General features: G+C 71.1%; 4 protein-coding genes. 2 read left to right on the top strand and 2 right to left on the bottom strand.

Annotated features, from left to right (window positions below):
• Together AC1D01_RS27260 and AC1D01_RS27255 are read right to left on the bottom strand one after the other, a co-directional pair.
• Positions 1 to 791: AAA family ATPase (locus AC1D01_RS27260; protein WP_477871958.1), on the bottom strand; the 791-nt coding region annotated here is incomplete at its 3' end.
• A 33-nt stretch (positions 792 to 824) separates the two neighbouring features.
• Complete coding sequence (locus tag AC1D01_RS27255) at positions 825 to 1,859, bottom strand: S1C family serine protease (protein WP_477871956.1); 1,035 nt, start codon at positions 1,857 to 1,859, stop codon at positions 825 to 827.
• Between the two features lie 143 nt (positions 1,860 to 2,002).
• Between AC1D01_RS27255 and AC1D01_RS27250 the strand changes: the two genes are divergently transcribed.
• Both AC1D01_RS27250 and AC1D01_RS27245 read left to right on the top strand, forming a co-directional pair.
• Entirely contained in the window at positions 2,003 to 2,830 is an 828-nt protein-coding gene (locus AC1D01_RS27250) for a TatD family hydrolase (RefSeq protein WP_477871954.1), read from the top strand.
• On the top strand, positions 2,827 to 3,152 hold a 326-nt coding region (locus tag AC1D01_RS27245; RefSeq protein WP_477871952.1), incomplete at its 3' end, for a DNA-deoxyinosine glycosylase. The genes AC1D01_RS27250 and AC1D01_RS27245, both read left to right, overlap by 4 nt.

The following is a 3,152-nucleotide window of genomic DNA, read 5'->3' as shown; positions in this document are numbered from 1 at the left end:
CCCTCGATCAGGCCGATGGTGGCGCGCGGGCTGGCGCCGAAGCTGATGAACTTGCCGAGGTCCGGCAGGCCGTAGCGCGCCGGGTTGCGCGTCGCGCTGACCAGCCGCACCGCGTACTGCATCAGCGCCGGGTCGACGTACACGCTGCGGCAGCGGTGCTGCAGTTCGGCGAGCTGCTCGGTGCTCGCGACGGCGCTCACCGTCACCGGGTCGCCGGTGACGCGCTCGACGATCACGAACTCCTCTTCCTCGCTCGGGTAGCCGACCAGCACCTTCATCATGAAGCGGTCGACCTGCGCCTCGGGCAGCGGGTAGGTGCCCTCGGTCTCGATCGGGTTCTGCGTGGCCATCACGAGAAAGGGCGAGGGCACCTTGTGCGTCTCGCCGGCGATCGTCACCTGGCGTTCCTGCATCACCTCCAGCAGCGCACTCTGCACCTTGGCCGGGGCGCGGTTGATCTCGTCGGCCAGCAGCAGGTTGGCGAACACCGGGCCGAGCGAGGTCGCGAACTCGCCGGTCTTCTGGTTGTAGATGCGCGTGCCCACCAGGTCGGCCGGCACCAGGTCGGGCGTGAACTGGATGCGCTTGAAGCTGCCGCGCAACGTCGTGGCGAGCGTCTTGATGGTGATCGTCTTCGCGAGGCCCGGCACCCCCTCGACCAGCAGGTGGCCCTGGGCCAGCATCGCCACCATCACGCGCTCGAGGAACTTGTCCTGCCCGACCACGACGCGCTTGACTTCATACAGCAGCCGCTCCATCAGCGTGGCGGTGTTCGGCGTGTCCTGGTCCATGGAGTCTCCGGGGAACGGTGGGGAAAGGGCAGGTCAGAAGGGCGGCATGCCGGCCGCGTTGGCGGCGCTGTCGATCGGCACCGCGAAGCCGATGCCGATGAAGGTGCGGTGCTCGGTCGGGTTCAGGATCGCGGTGACGATGCCGACCACCGAGCCGTCCATCGTCACCAGCGGGCCGCCGGAGTTGCCGGGGTTGGCGGCGGCATCGAACTGGATCAGGTTGTTCAGCAGCCGCTGGCCCTGCGGCGAGCGGAAGTCGCGCTTCAGGCCCGAGATCACGCCACCCGAGACCGACGGACCGATGCCGAACGGGTAGCCGACCGCGATCACCTGGTCGCCGGCCCGCAGGTCGGAGGCCGAGCGCATCGTCGCGGCCTGCAGGTCGTCGGGGATGCTCTTGGCACGCAGCACCGCCAGGTCGTGCTCGGGCTCGATGCCGACCACCGTCGCGTCCGACTCGAAGCCGTCGGCGAAGGTCACGCGCAGCTTCTTCGACCCCTGCACCACGTGCAGGTTGGTCAGGATGGTGCCGTTGTCGATGATCACGACGCCGGAGCCGGTGGAGGTGGACAGGTGCGGCTCGCCGGGCTCGGGGGTGTCGGATGCGGTCTGCTTCTTGCGGTCGCCCGGCACCGGCTTGGCGGCCTTCGGCAGCGGCACCGGCTTGGCGCGTTTCGCGTCGGGCGTGGCCTCGGCCTTCGCCGGGTCGGGCTCGTCGCCATCGGTGCCGACCACGCGCACCACCGACGGGGCGATGATCTCGTAGGCCTTCGCGTAGGCGGACGGCAGCGGCTCCTTCTCGAGCGAGTGGCGCACGGCGGCATCGATGTCGGCCTGGGTCAGCGCGCGGGCGGCGGGGTTCAGCACCTGCCAGCCGGCCACGCCGCCGAGCACCAGGATGGCACCGGAAAAGCCCCACAGCAGGCGTTCATGGCGGCCGAACCAGCCGCGCCAGCGGGAGGGCGGAACCCGCGGCGCCGCGGCCGGCACGACCGCTGTCTCGGGCGCAAGCGAGGACGCACCGGCGGGTGCCCGCCGAGAGCGGCTGTAGAGCGGAGCCTGTCTCATGCCTGCCTCCTGCGATGGCAGTCGGCACCTGGAGATACAAAACTGTGCCGAACGCTGACGATGGCGTCACCGTAACACGGAGTCGCCGGCCGTGCACGTCCCCAGGTATGGGTTGAGTCGGCGGGCAAGGCATCATCCGGGGGATGCGCTGGATCGACTCCCATTGCCACCTCGACGCCCCCGAATTCGACCCCGACCGCGAGGCGGTGGTCGAGCGGGCGCGGGCGGCCGGCGTCACGCAGCAGGTGCTGCCCGCGGTCATGGTGGGGAATTTCGAGACGGTGCGGGCGTTGGCGCACCAGCATGGGCTGGCCTACGCGCTGGGCATCCACCCGCTGTGCGTCGACGCGGCCGGCGACGGCGACCTGGCGCTGCTGCGCCAGGCCCTGGCGCGGCACATCGACGACCCCCGCCTGGTGGCGGTCGGCGAGATCGGGCTGGACCATTTCGTGCCAGGCCTCGACCAGGCGCGTGGTGAGCACTTCTTCGCCGAGCAGCTGAAGCTGGCGCGCGAGTTCGGCCTGCCGGTGATCGTGCATGTGCGGCGCTCGGCCGATTCGCTGCTGAAGCACCTGCGCCGCATCGAGGTGCGCGGCATCGCCCACGCCTTCAACGGCAGCGCGCAGCAGGCCGAGGTGTTCGTCGGGCTGGGGTTCCGGCTGGGCTTCGGCGGTGCGATGACCTTCGAGCGCGCGCTGCAGATCCGCCGCCTCGCGCAGACGGTGCCGGCCGAGGCCCTGGTGCTGGAGACCGATGCCCCCGACATCCCGCCGCACTGGCTGTACCGCACGGCCGAGCAGCGCGCGGCGGGCGCCACCTCGCGCAACGAGCCGTCGGAGTTGCCGCGCATCGCCGAGGTGCTGGCCGGCCTGCGCGGCCTGTCGCTGCACGACTTGTCGCAACTGACACGCACCAACACGCACGCCGCGCTGCCGCGCCTCGCGGCTCTGGCAGACTGGCCGGCTCGATGAAGCCAGCGCTCTCTTCCACCGCCGCCCCCACGCCCACCCCCACCGCCGAGCCGCTGCTGCAGGGCCTGCCGCCGGTGATCGGCCCGCGCACGCGGCTGGTGGTGCTGGGCAGCTTCCCCGGTGTCGCATCGCTGCAGGCCGGCCAGTACTACGCCCACCCGCGCAACCACTTCTGGCCGATCCTGTCGGCGCTGTGGGATGTCGAGCTGCGGACCCTGCCTTACGCCCGGCGCATCGACGAAGTGCGCGAGCGCGGGCTGGGCATCTGGGATGTCTACGCCCACTGCCGCCGCGAGGGCAGCCTCGACAGCGCGATCGAGGA

This window comes from Rhizobacter sp. P3_B12, assembly GCF_056402895.1.
This window is presented reverse-complemented; position numbering and strand designations above follow the sequence as displayed.

What these genes read in the sequence shown, in the direction of transcription:
- AC1D01_RS27255 (WP_477871956.1), bottom strand. Translation starts at nt 1,859, where the DNA reads ATGAGACAGGCTCCGCTCTACAGCCGCTCTCGGCGGGCACCCGCCGGT.
- AC1D01_RS27250 (WP_477871954.1), top strand. Translation starts at nt 2,003, where the DNA reads ATGCGCTGGATCGACTCCCATTGCCACCTCGACGCCCCCGAATTCGAC.